General features: G+C 50.3%; 21 protein-coding genes and 1 pseudogene. 12 read left to right on the top strand and 10 right to left on the bottom strand.

The annotated features are described in order from the left end of the window. Positions 1–707 precede the first annotated feature (707 nt). The 4 genes from OOF89_RS24345 to OOF89_RS24330 all read left to right on the top strand — a co-directional run bounded on the left by OOF89_RS24345 (position 708) and on the right by OOF89_RS24330 (position 2,980). On the top strand, positions 708–1,367 hold the full coding sequence (locus OOF89_RS24345) for a thermonuclease family protein (protein ID WP_266083130.1): 660 nt from the start codon (positions 708–710) through the stop codon (positions 1,365–1,367). Between the two features lie 254 nt (positions 1,368–1,621). Beyond that, positions 1,622–2,098: a DUF7344 domain-containing protein gene (locus tag OOF89_RS24340; protein WP_266083128.1), complete on the top strand. Its 477-nt coding sequence runs from the start codon at positions 1,622–1,624 to the stop codon at positions 2,096–2,098. Positions 2,099–2,174: 76 nt separating this feature from the next. Then, positions 2,175–2,564: a HalOD1 output domain-containing protein gene (locus OOF89_RS24335; protein ID WP_266083126.1), complete on the top strand. Its 390-nt coding sequence runs from the start codon at positions 2,175–2,177 to the stop codon at positions 2,562–2,564. A gap of 158 nt (positions 2,565–2,722) precedes the next feature. Continuing rightward, positions 2,723–2,980, top strand: coding sequence for a HalOD1 output domain-containing protein (locus tag OOF89_RS24330; RefSeq protein ID WP_266083124.1), 258 nt, complete (start codon positions 2,723–2,725; stop codon positions 2,978–2,980). Between the two features lie 182 nt (positions 2,981–3,162). Here the strand turns inward: OOF89_RS24330 and OOF89_RS24325 are convergent, their stop codons facing one another. Beyond that, the gene (locus tag OOF89_RS24325) at positions 3,163–3,450 is read right to left on the bottom strand and encodes a HalOD1 output domain-containing protein (protein ID WP_266083122.1); all 288 of its coding nucleotides are present in this window, start codon (positions 3,448–3,450) and stop codon (positions 3,163–3,165) included. 294 nt (positions 3,451–3,744) lie between these two features. Between OOF89_RS24325 and OOF89_RS24320 the strand changes: the two genes are divergently transcribed. Continuing rightward, complete coding sequence (locus tag OOF89_RS24320; RefSeq protein ID WP_266083120.1) at positions 3,745–4,041, top strand: HalOD1 output domain-containing protein; 297 nt, start codon at positions 3,745–3,747, stop codon at positions 4,039–4,041. Positions 4,042–4,206: 165 nt separating this feature from the next. Then, positions 4,207–4,539, top strand: a complete 333-nt coding sequence (locus tag OOF89_RS24315) for a DUF7344 domain-containing protein (protein WP_266083118.1) — start codon at positions 4,207–4,209, stop codon at positions 4,537–4,539. Between the two features lie 95 nt (positions 4,540–4,634). Here OOF89_RS24315 and OOF89_RS24310 read toward each other — a convergent pair whose 3' ends face one another. Together OOF89_RS24310 and OOF89_RS24720 are read right to left on the bottom strand one after the other, a co-directional pair. After that, entirely contained in the window at positions 4,635–5,066 is a 432-nt protein-coding gene (locus OOF89_RS24310) for a hypothetical protein (protein WP_266083116.1), read from the bottom strand. Positions 5,067–5,218: 152 nt separating this feature from the next. Then, a complete protein-coding gene (locus OOF89_RS24720) occupies positions 5,219–5,512 on the bottom strand; it encodes a HalOD1 output domain-containing protein (RefSeq protein ID WP_407661689.1) in 294 nt (97 codons plus the stop codon). A gap of 633 nt (positions 5,513–6,145) precedes the next feature. Here OOF89_RS24720 and OOF89_RS24305 point away from each other — a divergent pair. Beyond that, the gene (locus OOF89_RS24305; RefSeq protein WP_266083115.1) at positions 6,146–6,619 is read left to right on the top strand and encodes a DUF7344 domain-containing protein; all 474 of its coding nucleotides are present in this window, start codon (positions 6,146–6,148) and stop codon (positions 6,617–6,619) included. Between the two features lie 625 nt (positions 6,620–7,244). Here the strand turns inward: OOF89_RS24305 and OOF89_RS24300 are convergent. Both OOF89_RS24300 and OOF89_RS24295 read right to left on the bottom strand, forming a co-directional pair. After that, positions 7,245–8,369 (bottom strand): methyltransferase, encoded by a 1,125-nt coding sequence (locus tag OOF89_RS24300; RefSeq protein ID WP_266083113.1) that lies wholly within the window; start codon positions 8,367–8,369, stop codon positions 7,245–7,247. A gap of 547 nt (positions 8,370–8,916) precedes the next feature. Next, entirely contained in the window at positions 8,917–9,561 is a 645-nt protein-coding gene (locus OOF89_RS24295) for a class I SAM-dependent methyltransferase (RefSeq protein ID WP_266083111.1), read from the bottom strand. Between the two features lie 359 nt (positions 9,562–9,920). On the opposite strand from OOF89_RS24295, the gene OOF89_RS24290 reads away from it, so the two are divergent. From OOF89_RS24290 to OOF89_RS24280, 3 genes are all read left to right on the top strand, one after another. Next, on the top strand, positions 9,921–10,928 hold the full coding sequence (locus tag OOF89_RS24290; protein ID WP_266083109.1) for an endo-1,4-beta-xylanase: 1,008 nt from the start codon (positions 9,921–9,923) through the stop codon (positions 10,926–10,928). A gap of 261 nt (positions 10,929–11,189) precedes the next feature. Next, the gene (locus OOF89_RS24285; RefSeq protein ID WP_266083107.1) at positions 11,190–13,055 is read left to right on the top strand and encodes a cation:proton antiporter domain-containing protein; all 1,866 of its coding nucleotides are present in this window, start codon (positions 11,190–11,192) and stop codon (positions 13,053–13,055) included. A 528-nt stretch (positions 13,056–13,583) separates the two neighbouring features. After that, positions 13,584–14,240: a twin-arginine translocation signal domain-containing protein gene (locus OOF89_RS24280; RefSeq protein WP_266083390.1), complete on the top strand. Its 657-nt coding sequence runs from the start codon at positions 13,584–13,586 to the stop codon at positions 14,238–14,240. A gap of 440 nt (positions 14,241–14,680) precedes the next feature. Here OOF89_RS24280 and OOF89_RS24275 read toward each other — a convergent pair whose 3' ends face one another. The 4 genes from OOF89_RS24275 to OOF89_RS24260 form a co-directional block, all read right to left on the bottom strand. After that, positions 14,681–14,908 (bottom strand): SprT-like domain-containing protein, encoded by a 228-nt coding sequence (locus tag OOF89_RS24275; protein ID WP_266083105.1) that lies wholly within the window; start codon positions 14,906–14,908, stop codon positions 14,681–14,683. Between the two features lie 50 nt (positions 14,909–14,958). Further along, complete coding sequence (locus OOF89_RS24270) at positions 14,959–15,423, bottom strand: cupredoxin domain-containing protein (RefSeq protein WP_266083103.1); 465 nt, start codon at positions 15,421–15,423, stop codon at positions 14,959–14,961. Positions 15,424–16,135: 712 nt separating this feature from the next. Next, the gene (locus OOF89_RS24265) at positions 16,136–16,336 is read right to left on the bottom strand and encodes a hypothetical protein (RefSeq protein WP_266083101.1); all 201 of its coding nucleotides are present in this window, start codon (positions 16,334–16,336) and stop codon (positions 16,136–16,138) included. A gap of 20 nt (positions 16,337–16,356) precedes the next feature. Further along, positions 16,357–16,590, bottom strand: a complete 234-nt coding sequence (locus tag OOF89_RS24260) for a hypothetical protein (protein WP_266083099.1) — start codon at positions 16,588–16,590, stop codon at positions 16,357–16,359. Positions 16,591–16,832: 242 nt separating this feature from the next. On the opposite strand from OOF89_RS24260, the pseudogene OOF89_RS24860 reads away from it, so the two are divergent. Together OOF89_RS24860 and OOF89_RS24250 are read left to right on the top strand one after the other, a co-directional pair. Further along, positions 16,833–17,531, top strand: a pseudogene (locus OOF89_RS24860) (helix-turn-helix domain-containing protein). Between the two features lie 129 nt (positions 17,532–17,660). Next, positions 17,661–18,158: a DoxX family protein gene (locus tag OOF89_RS24250; protein WP_266083096.1), complete on the top strand. Its 498-nt coding sequence runs from the start codon at positions 17,661–17,663 to the stop codon at positions 18,156–18,158. A gap of 382 nt (positions 18,159–18,540) precedes the next feature. Here the strand turns inward: OOF89_RS24250 and OOF89_RS24245 are convergent, their stop codons facing one another. Further along, positions 18,541–18,915: a DoxX family protein gene (locus OOF89_RS24245; protein WP_266083095.1), complete on the bottom strand. Its 375-nt coding sequence runs from the start codon at positions 18,913–18,915 to the stop codon at positions 18,541–18,543. Between the last annotated feature and the right edge of the window lie 70 nt (positions 18,916–18,985).

The following is an 18,985-nucleotide window of genomic DNA, read 5'->3' as shown; positions in this document are numbered from 1 at the left end:
TAACAAGAGCACGCACCGACTGAGGTGCCGGTGTGCCTGTATCACTTGGGTGCCACCCTAAGCACATCAGTGGGGTGCCGTCTCCTGCGGGACACCGCAGTTTCAATGAAGCGACCCACGCCAACGGGAGAAGATTAGCACAGAGGACTATCCACCAACGACAGATCACCGTGTCCGCCGATCACTTCAGATGGACTGTCAGATTTGGCGACCAGCACAGCCCGGACATCGGCGGTGTCCCGCTGTAGGGACTGTCCAGGATGAACAGCACAGGAGAAATGAGCCGGTTAGAGGCCGGTGGACTGTCCTCTGCGTACCAGCAGGAGAGTGTTAGGTTTAGTGACGGGAGGACTGTCGAGCGGGTGCTGTTTACAGCGGAACTCTGGTGTCTCACTAGCGGGATTGTCAGGAGCAGGGTTGACTGTCTATCCGATTCAAAGCAAAGGAAATCCGGTGTGTTACCAGGAGGACGGTTAGAAGAACACCAACTGACTGTCTAGCCGGTGGAAAAGCAGATGAAAACTGCTGTGTTGCAGCTGGGTGGGCACCCCGTCTGGTTTCTGCCGGCCGGCTGTCCAGTGGTCACGAGGAGCGGTTATTCGCTCGGCAACGAGTATTCGGGCAAGGCAACTTGATCTGTTTCCGTTCGCCGTCGGTCATCATTCGGCACCCCCAATGTTGAACTAAACAGAGCAATCATCTCCAGTATGCAGCGATCTCTCCCTCTTTTCGGACTTGTCCTGATTATCGTTCTCGCAGGCTGTCTCGGTGGGCTTGGATTCGGTGGTAGTAGCGACGCCGCAACAACGACGACGGGAATAGAAACACAGACGACCTCAATCGTTAGCTCGACCACAGCACCAGCTGATCCAACAACAGCGACCACGACAATCACGGAAACCCAGACACAGCCACGAACGCAGACGACGTTTCTACGGCAACCAACGACCGCGAATATTGATACACCAGAGGATAGCGAGCGCTTCCAAGCGCGTGTGACCAAAGTCATCGATCCGACGACGCTCACGATCAAATACGATGGGAAGAATCGGACCATCGATTTGATCGGTGTGAGCGTCCCTGAGAGCAGTCCAATCCACAAGAAGGCAGTCCGCTATACGAAGTCCCAAATGGATCACCAAGTCGTGACAGTTGTCTCTGATCCACAGGTGAATGCAACAGATAACGGTCGCATGCAAGCGTACGTCTACATCGGGAATTTCATGTTCAATACTGATTTGGTCCGTATCGGCTATGCTCGTATTCTAGACGGCCAGTTTAGCAAACGCCAAAAGTTCATGCGCAAACAGCAGCAGGCCAAACAACGCGGCTACGGGCTCTGGAACACCACCTCGACATCAGTCTAACCACCCTCAGTCGACGAACATTCTATATTGAACATTCACTGCTGGTTGGTGCACTAAGCAGACATGGGTACTTCTGCTACCGACAGAAGGACAGCACCGCTGGTCATTACTAGGTGACTCCAAATGGTCGCGTTTGGAACATACCAGTACCCATAGATAGTATGATACGGCGACGAAGTACGTATCTGTCCAATATGGTCGAGAAATACACTCTACACCGAGTTTTTAATAGGTTTCACGCCTCTAGGCCGGCTATGGCGGGAGACGAGTTACCTCCCGACGAATGGGAGAGAGACCCTGGCCGGACCGACGAAGAGAGCGTCGCCGAGCGCGATCTCGACATCGATGTTTCGGAGACCATCCTCGAGTTACAACCCGTCTTCGAGGCGATTGCACATCCACGACGACGCTATCTCGTCTACACTCTCGCCGAAGAGACTGAATGGTCGCTTGATGACCTTGCGACCAAACTTGCAGCATGGGAGACCGACACCGTAGAGGCGAACATCGCGACGCTCACGCGCCACGAGATATATACGTCACTCTATCACTCCCACGTTCCGAAACTCGTCGATCTGGACGTGATCGAGTATGATGACGAGACTGAGACGATTACCCCCGGTCCACATGCGATCCAGGTGTTAACGGCGTTGGAGGGTGCCGGTGGCAGTCTCGACAATCGGCAAGAAACGCATGCTCGCAGCGAGTACGACCACGAGGACTCTCGGTAACCCATGGCTGCCCAAAGAGGTATCACTGCCTCGGGCTCGACAGTACGATAGGACACGTTCACACGGAGGACGACAGGTGACCTCAAGTAATGACCACACTGATGATGGCACCAAACTTGCACAGGACGGAAACGAACCCGATGATCCCGACATGACGTTTGTAACACAGGCTCGCTACGAACGGGAGAGTCACCGCGATCTCACCACCGAAATCATCTTCGCGATTGCGGATGCCGCAGATGTTGCGCCAGTGGATCTCAAGGATCCCCCGTTATACGAGTGCGTGGATATTGCTGCGATCGAAGACGGCTTCTTCGGGCCGAAGGTCGCCGGGCATACTCGTGATAGCGAGGGGAGTGTTTCCTTCCGATATAATCAGTATCACGTTGAGGTGGCCAGTGATGGGTGGATCACGGTGTCTGAACCCGCTGAGTATGGGAATCAGCCAGATTCCGACGGTTTGTGATTTTGGTACATCTGATTCTCCCCTAACAAAATGACCCAGAGCGACAGATAGTGGCTTACCACAGGCATACTGAGATGGCAAATCATCCATGCAGATCATGGTCCACGGTAACACGAGCCACCTAAAAATTATATTCCTGGCATCCACTCACAGAGGATATGCCAAACACGTCACCTTCACACCCAGAGCCATCCCTCCACGCGTCACCAACAGACACCGAGTCGATCACTGCTGCTGTTCTCACGGCTGTGACCGAAGCTAACGGCACGAAACCCTCGACACTGCTCTATGAAGCTATCGACCCTGATGCACTCGAGGATCTGTATCAGCATGGCTCGCCAGAAGTAAGCTTTGAGTACGCAGACAAGTGGGTAACCATCCATCCCGACCGGACGATCACCGTTTCTGAGCGATAGATAACGTCGACGATCGGCAGGCACGACCTGAGCATCGGAGTGAGCATGTAACCTATGTTTCTAGCACGTGAGAGGGCTCTGTGAACTGATGACTGCTTTAAGGCGCTGTCTGTTCACCGCTGTCTCACTTTCTCCCTCCGCCACCGACCCACTCGGCTAGTGCAAACAGCAGTAGAATATTTTCACTCTTCGAGCTCATCGAGCGGTTTGACAGTGACGTTTCGGTCACTGTTGACTGTCACCCAGTAGGAGTCGTATCGAAAGCTCACCGACCCTTGTCGTGGAGTTCCTCTCCATGTGGGAGCGAACAAGGCATCAAGGGCATCAGGATTGATGTATTCGAATAGCGGCTCGCTCTCTTGGATTGCCCGTCCATCGTGTTCGGCAATTGCATTGACGACTACAACGCTGAGTGAGCTTTCTGAGTCGCTGTTTCGTGATCCACCATCAGGAATACGTCGAAACGTCATTATACGAACTTTCTCGTGAATTTCGAACTGCACGCCAACATCCATCTCACTTATCGGTGGTGCTGAACGAGTTTGCTCTCAATTGAGATGAGTGAATGTAAAGTAATTCTGCCTGCATATTCATGCACAACTCTCAATACCAGCATTGATGATTCCAAACGGAGCGACCCACTCGATTGATTGTGACTCTAATCCGGGGCTCTTGAGCAAACAGTACTCGTCTTCGAGTAATTTCAAACGAAGGGCCAGAGGAGTTATACCCATCAACCTCAAGGGAGGTGCGAGGAAGAGACCATGGGAGAAACAGACGAAACAGAGCTGTATTATCCACATGAAGACCGCTCACTGAGTCAGGCTGTTTTGAGTGCGCTGGAAGAAACGCACGAAACACCACTCATTGACGCCGAGTTCACCCTCTATGACCACATTGACCCCGATGCACTCAACTCATTATTTCAAGCAGATGCGAACGCGACGATCACGGTTGCATTTACGGTTGAAGACTATGATGTGACAATTTGGGGCGATGAAGGAATTTATATCCACGTACGAGATGGCGACGAAGGGACTTCCAAGGTGGACGAAACCTAATCTGCTCATTACGTCAGCAACAAGCGATCCATTTTCTCAAACTCATTGCTCCATGATAACATTAGACAATCTTGAAGTGGGTCGCTATTAGAACATCTAGTAGGGAAAACGAGGAGCATTGAAAGACAAAACACTTACCGAAGCGTCAATGAGACGAACAAAAGAATGCCTAACTCCGATAACTATCATGCACCGACCCTTGCACTCGGAACGGCATTTGAACTTCTTGCGAACCCGATGCGACGGCAGGTAATCTATTATTTGCGCGAGTCCGGCCAGGATGTTGCTTCGGTCGACGAGCTAGTGGAATGCGTGCATGCCGAGACCAGTGTCGTGAATGCACCAGAGCGGGCCCGAGTAGGACTCGTCCATCGGCATCTTCCCAAACTCGCTGATCACGGGGTAATTGAATTCGATTCGCGAAGTGAAACCGTTCGCTATCGTGATGGGCATCGTCTTGGGGCAGTTGTGGCATTCGCTGCAGAGCACGAACGATAAAGCTCTCACGAGGTTCTGAGACAGTGAATACTCATATTCAAAAATGTCATGAGTTGGAAAATAGTCGTTGAAATGAATTAAACCAGGGTTTCTCACTACTGGTTCTCAGGATAATGCTCTTTGAGATCAAGATTAGTATATTGGGAGAGTTGAGAGTCGGGATACTCACACTTATTGTAGCAGTGGATCACAGCTTCCTGGGTTGGAAACTGGCAGACAATAACCCATTCAGCAGGGGTGATCCGGCCAAACAGAACGGTGGCTTCGAGGTCACGAAGGAGGGTTCTGAGACATTCAAGATCAACGATTGCCCCTGCACTATTGTTCCACTTCACGTCATAGCGCACGCGATCGGTACACGCGACCTGTTTGGAGATCGATCGGAGTGCTGGAGTCGTGCTGAGCTGCTCGGCAAGTTGGTCGCGATCAGTACCATACGCCCAGAATTGCGGGAGTAAGCCGGTATTGGGAGTCCCAAGGGTGGCAAATTCGAGAAACGCGTCCGACTCTTGGAGCTGAGGGTACACGAGATTGACCTCCTCAGCGGGTAGTATGAGTCGATACACGCGAGACATGTGGTGGCTGGTGACGAGTGCTAATCGGAAATATCGACTGGCCGTATCCTGAAACGAGATGTCTGACTGAGTTAGGCACGACACCGAACGAATGGGACGGTGTCTTAATTGTCGGGTGACGATTCAACCACTACTGTGCGATCCGCACGGACCGTCACAGTGCACCCGGCGTACTGAAACACCACGTTGCCGGTGGTTCGCGATGCTCCATTCATCGTGTTTGCAAACAGGTTTTCGAGGGAATCAGGGTCGATTACAGTATACAGAGGAGGCAATTCCTCGCGTGGTGTATCTGTGTGAGCGATGATTGCCTCTGTGATTGTGAGACTGAGCGGTGGATTCGCAGACGACTGTGAGGGTGGCGTGGAAACGGATGGTGAATCAGGCGCGTGTGACATTAGGTTCTCCAGAGGACAAGAGGTTGAATACCAATACGGGTCGTGTAGTAGTCGAGCATTCACCTCGAGTACTCTATCGCTCTCACTATCCCTCTATACATAGCTCCTTTGGGTACTTTCGTTATCGTATTCCTGTACGGTTCGGGCTAAAACCAACGAAATCAAGCGATTCGGTATCTTTCACGAGCGAGGAATTGCTTGCTAAAACAGCTCTCAAATAGTACCCATAGGTTATATACTGATTCTACACCTCTGTTATGGTACGGGACACACCACTGCGTTCAATTCCTACAGAGGGAACGGACAACATGTGATCCGGTTAAAACGTGACGCATGTCCGCGTGCACAGCTCCACGCGGTTGCACGGCTGTCCTTGTCACACGGAGACTGGAGGAATGCATGTCAGATACCCATCGCCACTCCAACGGCCCAGACGACGGTGCACCACCAACGAAACCACCGACTGGCACTTGTCCAGTAACGTCCTTCCCTGTCGAATCACTATGTACACTCCTTGCAGATCCACGAGTACGAGCTGTCTTGCGAGCATTTGACCGATCAAGTGAATCAACGCTTGAACAGTCGACAGTAGTCGAAGTACTCGTTTCGGAATTGCCGTACAACCGGGAGGATGTGAGCATTCAGTTACGTCATCTGCTCTTGCCAAAGCTCCTTGATGTTGGTGTTCTTGACCACGAAGATGAAACGTCTCAAATACAGTATCGTCCAGACCCACGGCTGACGAATCTGCTTGTGCATGCACGCGAGGATTCGAAGTCAGTCCAAAATCGGCTTTTTGGTGCGCTTGGACATCCGCAGCGGCGGACCATTCTCTCGGGAGTAGTCGATGCTGACGATGCATGTGCACTAACGTCTCTCACACTCGTGGTCATGGGAGACGAAGAGGGTCGAGTCCCTCCCGAAGTGTCCGGTCGGGAATTCCGGCGAGCACAAACCGTCCTCGTTCATAAGCATCTTCCCCGGCTCGACGCAAGCAACCTCATTACCTATCGAAAGGAGTTGGGGATGGTTGCACTGACGACAACGCCAGCTGCACGGCGGCTTCCCGAGTATCTGACTACGCTTGATACCGTGGAAATCGAGTGAAAGACTGTGTTCTAGTCGATGGAAAGGAGTGGTGGCCTCATTGGATTCAGGTCGTTTCGGGCTATGAGTGGCGTTTGAGTGAGGATGAGCTACTCACAGGTACTCTAATTTTGCATCGAATAGACAGACCCAAAAGAGTAGGTGAAGATGGAGTTACTCAGTGTTAGTATAGAATACTAACGTCAGCGCAAGCTCGTCGCAAGAGAGCAGAAATTCTACACTTTCTCGAGGACGATAACCCGCTCAATTCCACTGCCGCTTATACTGCCCACAGGAAGTGAATCCGCTAAATCGGACGAATTCAAGAAATCGACCTCGCTGCCGTCGCACGTTCTACTTCGGTTATAGAACCAATCACGCATCTTAAAACGGGTCGAAATCCCAGAACACAGACTACTTTCCCCAGAATTGTTCGGAGCAGCCGAATTCAATCCTCGAAGTCAACGACAGTTAGCACGCTATACGTGTATCACGAAATTCGCAGTAATTGACACGAGGATATCCGAGGGAAGTCTACTACTGGTTATGATTTTAGGTGGTAGTAGCCAATTTCGAGAGTTCCCGGTGGTGTTCATATTCGCGGAACAATGCAACGAAATAAGGTGAAATATGCTCCGAGTTCCTACTAGGGTTTCACATCGAGAACAACATGTTCTTCTCCAATACAGTGTCTTTCAACACTGTTGTAATGAGTGAGATTCGTGTGAAGATCGAGACTTCGATGGTGCACTATGCTAAGTGTTCCATCTGAAGCAAGCACACTATGTGCACCGCTAAATAGTTCATCGAGTACACCCTCCCCTGCATGGGTTGGTGGATTACAGAGAATCCGGTCGAATGTCCACCCAGCAACCCCATCAACACAGTTCGCAGTAACAACAGTCCCATTGAGACCTGATGCTCGAAGACTATCTTCTGCACAGTTCGTAGCGACTTTATTATCATCGCTCAGCCAAACTTCACAGTCAGCAAACTGAGCAGCGTACACTCCAAGTGCTCCGTAGCCACAACAGAGATCTAAGACACGTTCACCGTCTTTAACCGTGGTTGAGTTCATAAGGAGGCGAGTACCGGTATCTAATCCAGAAGCAGAGAACATCCCGGGAAGTGTGACTAGCGAGAGGTCATACCCGTTGACTGTCGCATGGATTCTGCGCCGAGAGATGTCAGTGGAAGGGTCAACTGTTTGTGGACACTGTGCTTTGAGCAGTCGATACTCATCGACCGTCACTACATGTTCGACATCCGCACTAAGATTTCGAAGGCAGGATTCATATCGCGAGAGGCCAGTGTGCTTTGCTGCAATGAGGTAGAGAGATCCGCCCGGGCGGAGAATCGAAAGCGCATCGGTAATTCGTTGTTGTCCCATTGGTAGTGCGGTATACGGCTTTGGAGCATACGCGACTGTATCGAATCGGCGTTCCAACCTAGTAAGATCCGCAAGAAGTGAGACAGTGGCATCGGCATTGTTTTCCCGAATATTGGCTTCGCAGAGTTGAACAGCACGTGCACTTGCCTCTGTCATGTGAACAGAGTTGGCGATATCAGAGAGGACGGTCCCCACGACACCGTAGTTTGCTTCTGGACAGAGGAGGTCGCCGAGATCGGTGTTCCAGAGCGATTCCAGTAATTGGAGTTCAGCTGTGCGAAACGACTGCTTCGAACAAACCCCGTCTGCTGTCTGGAAATGATAGTTGTCTGCTCCGTTAGAGACCCGCGATTCGAGAGTAAGGTGGTATGGCGTGCGCATTATCAGAAAAGCTCCTTTTGCGCTGTCAAGTGCGGGACGAGAGTTCGAATGGTCGGTATCCTATTCTGTGAGAGCTGCTGCTGGGCAGGCTCTAATCGAATTCGATGTGTTGCTGGCATTTGCGTGGGTTTCGGCGACTGCTGATGGTTTCAAAACGAGACAGCCCACGCGCTGCGCTACTAGTGAGTGAACGCACAAAGTGTGGTTCACGCACAGCTAGACGCAGCGCGCGAACCAAATGCCAGTCAGCACGACGCTCCGACAGAGCCTACAACCAATCGCGAATCCGGTTGCAGTGTCAGACCGACCACTGGTGGCAGGCCGATCGAAGTTCTTCAATCGCGTCCGGTACGCGAAATCAAAAGAACTCGATCTAGGGCCCTAGTTCATTATAAATAGGATATTGTAGATAGCCAATAAAAATCTTTGCCCGAAATCGCGCTAAGTGTCTCAGTTATTAGTCTCCTATCGATTATAGACGTGGTGTGGCAAACAATAGACTAATATTTTCAGAAATTAGGTGGCACACGCTGTTTAGCAACCCAACTCAGGTGGTAAGTCGTGCAGAAAAGAACGTCCATGGAGAGCCGTCGTCTGTTTCGTTTTTTCGATCCGCTTCTAATGACGAGAGAGCCCCCCACTCGTTGTCGATAGTAAAACCAGTGTTCAGCAGTTGCGCTCGTGTAGTCTCTGCTCCAGCGATGTTCCACTCCATCTTGATGCCACTATCGAGCCAATCAGGGTTCTCACCGATCCACTCGTTCGTTCCTTCACACAGTAGTACCCGACCACCAGGCTGCAAGACGCGTGAAAATTCATCGATGACCGTTTGGTGATCATCCATCGGTACGTGAATCAACGACCAGTAGGCGACAATAGCATCGAACGTGGAAGTAGCAAACGGGAGAGTCGTCATATCTCCCTGTGCGAGGAACGCGTCAGGTGCGTTATCCACTGCCAACTTCAATTGTCCACGTGAAAAGTCCACCCCAACTGCGTTTGTAGAGGTGCTTATCTGGGAAAGGACAGGGGTACCTTGACCGCAACCAGCATCGAGGACGGAATCAGACTCCGAGATCGAATCAAGAAATTGTGTAAGAATCTCCATTCCCTGATCGTCATCGGTTCGCTGTGATGCGTGTATGTCTGCTAGTTCATCGTACGACCCACGTACAGCGTTTTTATCCACCATCCCGAAAAATACTGAATTATGGTATTTTAATCTTTGTACTACTATATCTGTGATTTCGTTCTCGTTCGGCCAATTAGGATGTTATATGAGCACCACAAGCCGCACACGGATTGATTCGGGGGTCCCAGGGAGTTGGTTACTTCCGGTTAAGCATTTATGAAGTAGGAAATCAACTTCTTGCTGAATTGAGAGTGTGAATTTCTCGGACCAGACGTGCCACAATGAGAGAGGTCCCAGTTAACGGTTTTTGCCAGTCCACTGTAGAACTGGCAGCTCCCTCACCCGACATCCGGAATATAACGACAGAAGAATAGCTTTTGTGAATAATGATTTAATACAGCAACAACTACCAGTTATCCATGTCTCTTCGAGATCTCACAGCATCAACGGAGCTGGAAATCGGAGCATGTGCATCACTCGAGAATTTGGAGAACGACAGATTTACAGAACTTCTTGGGAACGAATTTAACCGACTCGCATTAGAGAACGACCTGATATGGAAGGTAGTTCACCCGGAACGTGAAACATTTGCGTTCAAACGGGTGGACAAGCTGGTTGACTTTGCTGAACGTCACGAGATGGCAATTACCGGTCACGCACTCGTTTGGCACATCGAAAATCCCAATTGGCTAGTCAAGGAAGACTGGCGTGCAGTAGAACTAGCTGACGTATTGCGCTCACACATTCATACAATAACCGAGCGGTACGCCGATTGCATCGATACTTGGGACGTAGTAAATGAAGCTGTCGACGATACAGGAGAGTTACGGGAGACGTTTTGGCTGGAACATCTAGGTGAAAACTATATCGACGATGCATTCTACTGGGCGTCAGAACACACCGATGCTGACCTCTACTACAATGATTACGGACTGCCCTACAATGAAGCCAAACAAGACAGGGTCTACGACCTCCTTAAGGACCTTCTTGATCACGGAATCCCTGTCGACGGCATTGGGATCCAGATGCATTGTGTTGGCGTCCATCCTACACCGGAACAGATACAGGCGTCGATTCACCGCTTTCAGGAGCTTGGGCTTGATGTTCGGGTTACCGAATTGGATGTGGCTTACCACAACGACAAGCGACCAAACGAGCTGAAAACAGCTCAAGCCGCATACTATCAGCAGACAGTTTCAGCATGTCTCGAGGCAGGTGTAGAAGGTATCACCGTTTGGGGAGTAACTGATGACCAATCGTGGATAACGTCGTGGCGGGAGTATCCTGACACCTATACGCAACAGCCGCTCCTGTTCGACGATGAAGGGAGGAAAAGCAATCGTATGAGGCTATGGCATCAGTACTCCGCAAATACAGAGATGCGTGACCAGCTTCTGTTTCGAATTTATTCCATCAGTTCATCCTGAATCCGGTAGCTTCTCTCTTGATAGTGAAAACAATGTACCAGATGGTCGCTGTATTCGCACCACAAATTGCACACAGATCGATTCGGGGGTCCCGGGGTGGGTCCACTTCCGCTTATGGATTTAGGCTGTAGAAGATCGTCATATAATAAATATATCATATAATATTGATTTGGATTTGTGCTGACCGAACCATTATTCTGCGGTGACAATACGAGAGATTATATATGGATGGATGAGTACTCATGAGCAGGTGTCTCAGTAGTGAGTGCCGGAACAGGGTTACTCCCCCTCGTTGTGACCATCCTCGGATTGGGTGTTGCTTCCCAGGTGTTAGCTGCTCGGCTAGAAATTCCGAGTGTCTTGTTTCTTATCCTTGCAGGGATCGCTGTCGGTCCAGAAGGTCTTGGTCTGATCACGGCTGATGCATTTGGCTCGTCACTCCCAGCGATTGTCGGGCTTAGTGTTGCAATTATCGTCTTCGAAGGTGCATTTCACTTAAAACTCGAAAAGCTTCGACAAGCACCACGAGAAGCGTTCCGACTCGTGACACTGGGAGCAATTATTGGGCTCATCGGAACAGCCGTCATTGTACACTTGGCGTTGGGTGTTTCTTGGGAGCTCGCATTTTTGGTCGGGTCGTTGCTCATCGCAACAGGACCGACGGTCATTACACCAATTTTGAGTATCGTCCCGGTACGTGATCGGGTCGCAGCAGCACTCGAAACTGAGGGTATTGTTAACGACGTGACTGCCGCGATCCTGGCAGTTGCGATGTTTGAATTCATTATCGCGGGCGAAACACAGGTGGTTCATGTCCTGCAGCCGTTTGTATCTCGACTTGGCGTCGGTATCATCGTGGGTGGCGTGGTTGCAGGCATCCTCTGGTATTTGCTCGAACACGTCGATATCTCGGCATCGAATGCTGTCCAAAACGCCCGACTATTAGTTCTCATTGGAGCTATCGGAAGTTATGGGATTGCAGATGCGATTTCTCAAGAAGCCGGCATCGCTGCTGTCGCAACGGCTGGTCTGCTCCTCGGGAATGCGAATCTCCCGTATGAAAGCGAGATTGAAACATTCAAGGGCGATATCACCCTGATCGTCCTCTCATTCGTCTTCATCTCGCTTGCAACCCTCCTCTCGGTCGACGAACTTGTCTCACTTGGTCTCGGTGGAGTGATTGTCGTCGTTGCGGTCGTGGGTCTCATCCGACCGGCGCTCGTATTGCTGTGCACGTATGGGAAGCGATTTACCGTCCAAGAACAGCTCTTCATCAGTTTCGTCGGTCCTCGCGGGATTATTCCAGCAAGTGTCGCCACTCTCTTTGCCTTGGAACTTCGTCCGTCAAATCCGACCGCAGCCACCGTTTTGGTCGGAACGGTGTTTCTTGTTATCCTCGTAACTGTCGTTTTCGAAGCTGGTTTTGCTCGGCACATTGCACAAGCACTCAAGGTGATTCCAATGCGCACTATCATAGTTGGAGCAGGTCGCGTCGGTCGTGGCCTCGCCAAACGATTGGAGGATCGTGGAGAAAACGTTGTTCTCATCGATGAGGATCAAGAGCAGATCGAAAAAGCACGCACTGCTGGATTCACCGCTCATCATGGGAATGGCACAGACACAGATGTCCTGCTGTCAGCAGGTGCCAAGAATACCAATATCATCGCTGCTGCAACCGGGGACGATGATGCAAACTTACTCGTCGCCCAACTCGCAAACTCGAAATTTGACACTGAGACGGTGATTGCTCGCGTGAACACGCCCGGGAATGTCGAAGCATTCGAAGAGCTCGGAGTACGCGCCATCTCGGCGAACGATTCGATTGTGCAAGCGATGGATAATGCAGTCGAGCGACCGGCACTCGCCGATTGGATGTCCGAAATAGAACGAAATGGCGACATACAAGAAATCGAGGTTACGGCCGAGAGTTTCGCTGGGAAAACAATTCGTGATATCGGGCCAAATCTTCCTGACGGCGTCTTAATTGCGCTCGTAAGCCGAAATGGTAAGTCAAAGATCCCAACACCCGATTTTACAGTCCAACTGGGAGACCATCTTACGTTTATTGGGCAGAGACAGGCGGTCGATGACGCCATTGAGCAGTGCCACTCGAAGCTTACCGCCTAATCTCTGAACTCAAAAGTATAGTGCAGCGTAAGGAACTGGCTACGACGACTAGGACAGCACTCTGAATCGACCTCGCCGCCATCGTACGTTCTACTTCGGATATCAAACGATGTCGATCTGTGTGCCGACTCCCACTGCCATCTAATCTATCAACCCGAAGATCACGCCCTCAGCAGATGCAAATCCCACACTTGTAGTTGTTCTGAAATTTGCTACCATGACCACTCCCTGTTTTCGACTAACCGTTCCCATTATATAGGTTGGTGATTATTAGCTGTACATTATAGTGTAGTAGACAATTGAGGTAGATTTTCTCGATCGATAGTCACTGGCCCCATCATTTCCCCTGAAAATGTGATTGAATTGTATTCAAACGATAAAGTTCGGCGTTTTCATAGTGGAATTTTAAATTACTTATATTTATAGATAAGATAGAAACCCATGCAATCTATGCGTAAATATAAATACAATATTATGGTTTTGAGAAAGTATTTAACAAGTGTATACTACTGATTAAGTGTGGACAAAATGAACAATAGCAGACGAAATTTTCTGAAGAAAGCAAGCGCAACAGCACTCGGTACTGCAGCAATTGCTAGCACAGCCGAGGCTAAGAGCTACGATAAAGAAGTTACATTCCAACATGGTGATGGCCATCATGGTATAAAGTATGACTACCGGATGGATGTGATCGCGAGCAGTAAAAGCGATGCCACAAAAGTTGGATCCTATACCGAGGGCGACGACTACATTGGTTATGATCAGGGAATTCCTATTCTTAACCCTGCTCAAGATCGATTGTGGATGGCTGGGTTTATTTCTGGTAACCGTAAGGATCGGTTCAAGTACAACGGTAGTTTCTTGAGATACCACACTTTCCAGGATACCTGGGTCAACATCTGGGATAACGATCCAGACAAACGTCGCCGATGGCAGATGGAAGTCAGGGGAGATGGACGGTACACAATTCTATTCTATGGCGATAGAGAACCATGGGGATTGAACACGACAGAAGGAAATGATGACACAGATGTGGTTGGTGGATACGGATGGATCGATGGAGAGGTATTAGATGGGGGCTCAGACTCATACGAGGTCTATGGTGATATTAAAGAAATTAGACTAAGTGGTGTTTCGAATTACATGGAGATTAGGTTCAAAGGTGGAGATTACAATATGGGATAGGAATCCCATAAAATAATACTCAACTTTCCCCATTTCTGGACGATATTAAGTAAGAGTCAAATTTGAGGCTCTCACTTAACTTCGAAGTAAAGTTCCCCTATGATCTGACGGAGACCTTATTGCCACGTTACTACTAAATAAAAGTTATTGTCTAGTCAGTTGGTGATCAGTCGGCGTAGTCTCACGTCCGCCAGTTCTTTCGAAGCAAGTCATAGCAAAAGTATATCGTAGTACTCACCACATAATTGGCGACGGATCACAAACCTCCATTGTCAACACCGTTTGGCCGCACGTCGGACAGCGTTGTGGACTCATTCGGCGGCCTCCTCAACCCGCAGCGACCCACCGCAATCGCCACAACTGTACTGCTCAGGCTGTTTGGCGACCTTCGAGCGTTGGTAGCGCGGGAGTCGTCCACCACAGTCTTCGCAAATCACCCACTAGTTCGGCGATGTGAACCGCTTACAGTGCTGGGTTGTGTCGAGGGCGTCCGTCCACCGTGCGAACGTTGCTCCATGATCTGCCTCACCGAACTCGTGGTACTGCCACGCGTGAATCAGTTCGTGCCGGACGGTTTCACTGAAGTACTCCTTCCTATGATATTCGTAGATCTTCCGAGCCAGCGCAAACGCGATCTCCGCTGTTGTCGGGTCGTAGAAAGTAGCCACAAACGGTACAAAAACGGGAGTTTCGGGGTTGCTACTGGATAAGCGACGTTCTACTTTTGCTGGAGTTTGATATCGCCGCGCATCGATTGCGGGTGATACTCACAGTAGTATTGGGTCATCTTTTTCGAGGCGGTGAAGGTCGTACTCACGGTCTTGCCTTTCTCCTCGGCATCCTCGCTCTTGACGACTGGTTTGTCCTTCTTGTTGACGATGTAGAGTTCGTGCTCTTTGCCGTCGAGGTTCTCCCACGTGAGGGTGTACTTCTGGCCGGGGTGGAGTGTGAGTGTCGGGTTTTTCTTGCCTTTGATGGATTTGGGCGCACGGCCTTGCCACCCGCTTTGTTTGGCTCCTAAGCGGATTTCTTTGCCTTTCTGCTTGTTTTTGGATCCGCCTTCTTGCTTGCTCTCGCCACTGCCTGGTAAACTGCTAGTACAGCCAGCAAGAGCGGTTGCTGTGAGGGCACTACCAGTCAGTTTGAGGGCGGTGCGTCGGCTGGTGCGGGGTTGGTCAGTCATGGGTGAGGCAGAGGCTACCAGCGGTGGCGGTAGAAAGATTTTAGTCACAATATTGACTTGTGAAATGAAATTCACGAGCTTGCATTATTACAGTATGCATTCGCGCTTGTTCCAGGGGGGTCATCGGTGGCGAGCTATGCAGTGAAATGGATTCGGTGATGATGCCGCAGATAACCTATTTCGAGTGCGAATGATGGATACGAGTTCAGTCGAGCGGTTCTTGATTCAGCAGGTGAACTAACTCCTGCATTCGGTTCTGGTTGAACTGAGTGAGATCATATCGATTGCTCGTATTTCGCTCGCTGTGGGTCACAAGAATCCCGAATTGGTCACAGAGTGAAAGAAGATTTCCAACAACTTGTGGTGGAATAGCTGGCGTGTCAGGTGATGCTAATAATTGTTTGACTGTAGGGTAATTATGCGAACATCCAGTGAGAAGTGCTTCGAGTTCTTCAGAATATGATTGAAGCATTCCATACTGTGCTGGAGAAGTCTCATAGAGACCCCGAATTTGATTGCGAAGCGAATCCGACATCACAGAGTACGCCGTATTGATGAATTACCATTTTTAGTCTTTCGAATTACTTGTATAGGAAAAAAATGGAATATATTCTATAATATTTTGCAACTAATTTTGGATATGGACGGCATTTACTCAGATAGGAAATGTGCAAGCAGAAATTATACCGAGTAATAGACACTCACCGAGACATTAAACTGATTGAAAACAGAACACGTCTTTAAATTCGCTCAGCCCACCAGGATACGCCGTGGTTACAACTCGCGACATGCTGTCGTGCTCGGACAAGTAGGTCTGCTCAGTCGTCGGTGTGTCGTCGCGTTCGGTCGAATCAACCGCACACTCGGTCAGCGTTCGCTGGACACCATCGGACAGCGTTGTTTGGCGTGACATAAATAGAAGAAGTGAGTGGGTTAGCAGCAGTCGGTGAGTGCGCCCTTCCGGGTGGCTTCCGCACCACAGTCCTCACACTGCCAGTAGGTGTGATCGACGTTGCCGTACTTGTCGTAGCCAGTGTACGGGCCACTGATACGCTCGTCCTCCGATGGGAATGTGTCGAGCATCCTGTCATCCGTCGCGTTTTCGACGGCGGCCATATGTTTGCAAAAGGCGTTGCGGTGGACGTGATGCGGGCACGTGCAGGCCATCAGTTCCTCGGTCACGTCGTCGATGGAGAGGGTGTACTGGTGGGCTGCGGGGTTCTCGTGGCTCTCGTTGGTGACTTTACGAATCCGGGAGTATCGACGTCGAAGGCTAGTTATTCGGCCTGTGCGCGTTTCTGTGCCGTCTCGTCAGCTTCAAGGGTGGTGCGTGCTGCGCTCAGTAAACTCCCGGTGATTCTTAGGTTGTCCCGCCTGCCGAACGCGCTGCCTTTCTAACCTCCTTGTCAATGGGTGGCAACTCTAGCAACTGCTTTTCTTGCCAGCCTTCCTACGAAATGACTATGAGGTACATGACGGTCGTAGTTGGATCGAGTGAAAAGGGGTTCGTATCGGTTTTCGATTCGATGAATGACGATACGGTGATTCGAGAATATCTACATCATTTCAACGTTTTAGCTGATGGAACTGTCGTTTTGCTATACCAACTTCGCGGTGACCTCACCCACGCGCGAGCAATATTCGACGGAAATCCAGACGTATTGCAGTGCGATGTTCCGGAACATGGTGATGGGCTTGTGTATATTCACTGTGAGCTAGATGACCCACTTTAATCACTCCTAATAGGGCTCCAGAGTGTCGAAGTAATTCTCGATATGCCGATCGAGTTTCTCCGCAACGGTCATCTCCGAATTACGTTTATCGGAGAAGACGAGCTACTGCGTCAAGTTTTCGATGGAATCGAAGAACTCGCTGACGCTAAACTTGAACGAACAGGTGAATATCACTCGGAAAGTCGTCGCCTCAAATCTTTACTAACTGATCGTCAGCGTGAGATACTGATTGCCGCTACCGCACAAGGGTATTATGACTATCTGAGACAGGCAGGGATCAGGGATATCGCTGATGAAGTTGATCTCAGTGTAGCGACGGTAGGCGAGCACCTCCAGAAAATCGAGGCAAGGATTCTCTCCCAAGCTGCGCTTTGATTCGGTTTATGAAACAGTGATATGCCTTTCTACGTCACTTTCAACGGTTGTTACCAATGTTTTGAGTTAGCTTCCGGAACCAGAACTGTTCGGCACCGCGCTCATTCTCGATCATGATATTGGAGTATTATGGAAGAAACTGCAACCGTGAACGTAGACAATCGACGCGGCAACCCATACTTTGTCGTGCCGTTTCTCCTGCTACTCGCTGTACTGATAGCCCTCCGTGGTCTCGGCTTGCTCGGCGTGACGGTCTTTGACTCGTGGTCGATGGCCACTCGATTCGCACTTGCTGCAATGTTCGTTTTCACGAGCCTCTCTCACTTCGCTGGAACTCGGGGCACCCTCATTCAGATGGTGCCGAACGTATTTCCGGCTCCGGGATTGTTAGTGACGGTCACTGGTCTTGCAGAAATTGCCGGCGCAATTGGGTTACTTCTACCAGGATTCGTCTCATGGGCTGGTCTTGGGCTAACAATTCTTCTTATGATGATGTTCCCAGCGAACGTGATTGCCGTGCGCGAGAAGATTGAAATGAATGGAAAGCCGCCGACCCCGATCTGGTTTCGGTTTGTGATTCAGCTCTTCTTCATTGGTTTACTCCTCTGGGCGACTGGGTGGGTCTAAGAGGACCCGATATTTGTGTTCCTTTCCGACACATGGGGTGACAACAGTGGTTAAAGATGGAATCAGCGAATCTTCCTCGTTGAGGATCATAAGGTATTCATTCCAACTTTATCCGAAATTAGTGAATGTACGTATTTATTATGGTGACTACATAACAGGAGCGGCAAACGGTTCACGGGTTCGTCGAACGAGTCAACGTTTCGATCACTACCAATGCTCACTGGGCGACTTTATCTGTGTAGGTTTCCGTATCCAGCTCTGCTAAGAATCAGATAAGTAGGCGTTGCGGTGGACGTGATTGGGATACGTACAGGCCATCAGGTTATCGATCACGTCATCGATAGAGACTGTGTATTGGTGGTCTGCGGGATTCTCGTGGCTCTCAGAGCTGGAATGAGAGCAGTCGGGATATCGTGACGATGAGTCCGGCTACGAGGAAGACCGCCGCTGGGGTTGATGCCGAGAGCGGATCGTCAACCCGGATGAGGTGTGTCAGAATGGCTCCGATCATCGTTACGGCGATCAGGAAGCCACCAAGTACACCGAGTATGGGTGTGAATACGAGCCCGGCGAGGAGACCGAGACCGCCGAGAACTTCGACACCGCCAGCTACGACCAGGAACCACTGTGGGTACCCGAACTGCTCGAACTGCGTTGTATGGAAGTCAGTGCGAATGAACTTCACCCCACCCGACGCCACCATGATGAGTCCGAGCAGTCCTTGTACGACGAGAATGGCTGTTTCAATAGTGCTCATAGGCATTTGTGACTAAGGCAGCAGTGGGAATCAGGATGCTCCACCATATATGGGGTCGGCTATATACCGA

It is taken from the genome of Haladaptatus caseinilyticus (assembly GCF_026248685.1).
Classification (GTDB): Archaea; Halobacteriota; Halobacteria; order Halobacteriales; family Haladaptataceae; genus Haladaptatus; species Haladaptatus caseinilyticus.
This window is presented reverse-complemented; position numbering and strand designations above follow the sequence as displayed.

Bases quoted from the DNA above. Each gene is read 5' to 3' on its own strand.
- OOF89_RS24345 (WP_266083130.1), top strand. From the start codon at position 708: ATGCAGCGATCTCTCCCTCTTTTCGGACTTGTCCTGATTATCGTTCTC.
- OOF89_RS24340 (WP_266083128.1), top strand. From the start codon at position 1,622: ATGGCGGGAGACGAGTTACCTCCCGACGAATGGGAGAGAGACCCTGGC.
- OOF89_RS24330 (WP_266083124.1), top strand. From the start codon at position 2,723: ATGCCAAACACGTCACCTTCACACCCAGAGCCATCCCTCCACGCGTCA.
- OOF89_RS24325 (WP_266083122.1), bottom strand. From the start codon at position 3,450: ATGACGTTTCGACGTATTCCTGATGGTGGATCACGAAACAGCGACTCA.
- OOF89_RS24320 (WP_266083120.1), top strand. From the start codon at position 3,745: ATGGGAGAAACAGACGAAACAGAGCTGTATTATCCACATGAAGACCGC.
- OOF89_RS24315 (WP_266083118.1), top strand. From the start codon at position 4,207: ATGCCTAACTCCGATAACTATCATGCACCGACCCTTGCACTCGGAACG.
- OOF89_RS24720 (WP_407661689.1), bottom strand. From the start codon at position 5,512: ATGTCACACGCGCCTGATTCACCATCCGTTTCCACGCCACCCTCACAG.
- OOF89_RS24300 (WP_266083113.1), bottom strand. From the start codon at position 8,369: ATGCGCACGCCATACCACCTTACTCTCGAATCGCGGGTCTCTAACGGA.
- OOF89_RS24295 (WP_266083111.1), bottom strand. From the start codon at position 9,561: ATGGTGGATAAAAACGCTGTACGTGGGTCGTACGATGAACTAGCAGAC.
- OOF89_RS24290 (WP_266083109.1), top strand. From the start codon at position 9,921: ATGTCTCTTCGAGATCTCACAGCATCAACGGAGCTGGAAATCGGAGCA.
- OOF89_RS24280 (WP_266083390.1), top strand. From the start codon at position 13,584: ATGAACAATAGCAGACGAAATTTTCTGAAGAAAGCAAGCGCAACAGCA.
- OOF89_RS24270 (WP_266083103.1), bottom strand. From the start codon at position 15,423: ATGACTGACCAACCCCGCACCAGCCGACGCACCGCCCTCAAACTGACT.
- OOF89_RS24265 (WP_266083101.1), bottom strand. From the start codon at position 16,336: ATGTCACGCCAAACAACGCTGTCCGATGGTGTCCAGCGAACGCTGACC.
- OOF89_RS24260 (WP_266083099.1), bottom strand. From the start codon at position 16,590: ATGGCCTGCACGTGCCCGCATCACGTCCACCGCAACGCCTTTTGCAAA.
- OOF89_RS24250 (WP_266083096.1), top strand. From the start codon at position 17,661: ATGGAAGAAACTGCAACCGTGAACGTAGACAATCGACGCGGCAACCCA.
- OOF89_RS24245 (WP_266083095.1), bottom strand. From the start codon at position 18,915: ATGAGCACTATTGAAACAGCCATTCTCGTCGTACAAGGACTGCTCGGA.